The 2,485-nt window shown below is 67.8% G+C and carries 4 protein-coding genes; all 4 read right to left on the bottom strand.

Annotation, left to right across the window (positions count from 1 at the left end; all coding sequences use genetic code 11):
- Positions 1–32: 32 nt before the first annotated feature.
- A complete protein-coding gene (locus G6026_RS11960) occupies positions 33–449 on the bottom strand; it encodes a CoA-binding protein (protein WP_182613311.1) in 417 nt (138 codons plus the stop codon).
- 75 nt (positions 450–524) lie between these two features.
- Positions 525–1,418, bottom strand: a complete 894-nt coding sequence (gene ppk2, locus G6026_RS11955) for a polyphosphate kinase 2 (protein WP_182613310.1) — start codon at positions 1,416–1,418, stop codon at positions 525–527.
- 36 nt (positions 1,419–1,454) lie between these two features.
- Positions 1,455–2,255 carry an exodeoxyribonuclease III gene (locus G6026_RS11950; RefSeq protein ID WP_107757400.1) on the bottom strand — a complete coding sequence of 267 codons (801 nt, stop codon included), beginning with the start codon at positions 2,253–2,255 and terminating at the stop codon, positions 1,455–1,457.
- 13 nt (positions 2,256–2,268) lie between these two features.
- Positions 2,269–2,485, bottom strand: a 217-nt coding sequence (locus tag G6026_RS11945; RefSeq protein ID WP_182613309.1) for a GNAT family N-acetyltransferase, incomplete at its 5' end; no start/stop codon positions are given.

The raw sequence follows: 2,485 nt of genomic DNA, 5'->3' as shown, positions 1-2,485 counted from the left end.
TGGGCCGTTCCCGCCACGGCGGGTGCTCTCGCTCAGGCGAGGCCCAGACGCGGCGCCTCGATGGCCGGGCAGGCGTCCATCACCACGTCCAGCCCCGCATCGGCAGCGCGCTGGGCCGCGGCCTCGTCTATCACACCCAGCTGGAGCCAGACCGCCTTCGCGCCCCGGGCGATCGCCTGGTCCACGACGTCGCCCGCGAGCGCCGAGTTGACAAAGACGTCGACCACATCGATCTCCCCGGGTACCGACGCGAGATCCGGGTATCCCTGCTGACCGTGGACCGTCTCAGCCCTGGGATGAACCGGCACTATCTCGTGACCCAGGTTGCGGACATAGGCGGCGATCCTGTGCGCGGTCCGTCCGGTGTTCGCCGACAGGCCCACGACCGCCCAGCGCCCGCGGTCCGAGAGCAGACGTCTGACAACGGCCGGATCATTGGTGTGACTCATACCCGGTGCAATGCGCGCCGGTGCCCGGACATTCCCGACGGGTCGTGTGCGCGGGTGCGTCCTTCGCGGGCTCAGTCAGTCCCCGACGGCGTCCCTGGCGCGGCGGACGATCTTCGGGTCAGGGTCGAACACCACCTGGGGGTCCTTCTCCGGATAGTCGAACTGGTGGAGGAAGTGGCGCATGGCGTTGATGCGCGCCCGCTTCTTGTCGTTGGACTTGATGGTGATCCAGGGGGCCCAGTCGGTGTCGGTGCGCCGGAACATCTCCTCCTTGGCGGCGGTGTACAGGTCCCACTTGTCGAGTGATTCCAGGTCCATCGGGGAGAGCTTCCACCGACGGACCGGGTCGAGCTGCCGGATCGCGAACCGGGTCTTCTGCTCCTCCTTGGTGACGGAGAACCAGAACTTCGTCAGGCCGATGCCCGAGTCCACCAACATCTTCTCGAACATGGGCGCCTGCTCCATGAACGTGGAGTACTGGGCGTCCGTGCAGAACCCCATCACCCGCTCGACACCGGCCCGGTTGTACCAGGAGCGATCGAACATGACCAGCTCGCCGCGGGTGGGCAGGTGGCTGATGTAGCGCTGGAAGTACCACTGGTACAGCTCGGTCTCGGTGGGTTTGATCAGCGCGACCACCCGGGCCTGCCGGACGTTGATGTACTCGGTGAACCGCTTGATGGTCCCGCCCTTGCCGGCGGCGTCCCGGCCCTCGAACACGATCACGTGCCGGTGGCCCGACTCGGCCTGCCAGTTCTGGAACTTGAGCAGCTCGATCTGCAGGAGGTACTTCTCCACCTCGTACTGGTTGCGGTCCATCCGATGGTCGTACGGGTAGTTCTCCCGCCAGGTGTCCACGGCCCTGCCGTCGATGTCGATGAGGTCGGGGTCCTCACCGTGGTCGTCGCGCACGGTGAAGCCCTCGGCGCGCAGGCGGTCGATGTAGTGACGGAGTTGGAACGTGGACATCGGTGCGGGCTCCTCGTGGTGGGCCGGGTCGCGGTGCTAGTCGAGGTCTACGACGACCGGGGCGTGGTCGGAGGCGCCCTTGCCCTTGCGTTCCTCGCGGTCGATGAACGCGCCGGTCACCCGCGATGCGAGTTCCGGCGAGTGCAGCTGGAAGTCGATGCGCATGCCCTGCTTCTTGGGGAAGCGTAACTGGGTGTAGTCCCAGTAGGTGTAGACGCCGGGGCCCGGGGTGAACTCGCGGGTGACCTCGCGAAAGCCCGCCCCGTCGAAGGCCGCGAAGGCCTGGCGTTCGGGCTCGGAGACGTGGGTCTTGCCGGTGAAGACCTCCATGTCCCACACGTCCTCGTCGTGCGGTGCCACGTTCCAGTCGCCCACCAACGCCACCTGCGCGGCCGGGTCGGCAGCGAGTTCGGCGGAGGCGTGGTCGCGGAGCCGGGCCAGCCACTCGAGCTTGTAGGTGTAGTGAGGGTCCGCCAGTTCACGGCCGTTGGGGACGTAGAGACTGTAGACGCGGACGCCGTCGCACACCGCGGAGATGGCGCGCGCCTCCGGATCCTGGGTGACCTCGGGGTCCTTGTGGAAACCGGGCATGTCGTCGAAGCCCAACCGGACGTCGTCGAGCCCCACCCGCGAGGCCACGGCCACGCCGTTCCACTGGCTCAAGCCGTGGTGGGCGACCTGGTATCCCAGCTCCTCGAACGCCTCGTGCGGGAACTGGTCGTCCTTGCACTTGGTCTCCTGCATGGCCAGCACGTCGACGTCCGAGCGTTCCAGCCAGGCCGTGACGCGGTCCCGTCGAGCTCTGATCGAGTTGACATTCCAGGTGGCCAGGCGCATGGCGAGCAGTCTATTACCCGGCGTCGGATCGCGTGGACCGCGGAGTGGAACCCTCGACGACGACGAGGTGACGCATCGAATGGTGCGGGGCCAGTCCGAGCTTGGCCCACAGCCCGCGGCCGGCCGCGTTGTCGGCGAAGACGTGGAGGTGGCACTCCTCGGCGCCCAGCGACCGGCCCCACCCGACGAGCGCGCCGGTGACGACCTCGGCCAGCCCGCGTCGGCGGTGG

The sequence above is a fragment of the Dietzia sp. DQ11-38-2 genome, from assembly GCF_014145055.1.
Taxonomy (GTDB): Bacteria; Actinomycetota; Actinomycetes; order Mycobacteriales; family Mycobacteriaceae; genus Dietzia.
The sequence above is the reverse complement of the archived record's forward strand: the minus strand, read 5'-3'. Positions and strand labels throughout refer to the sequence as shown.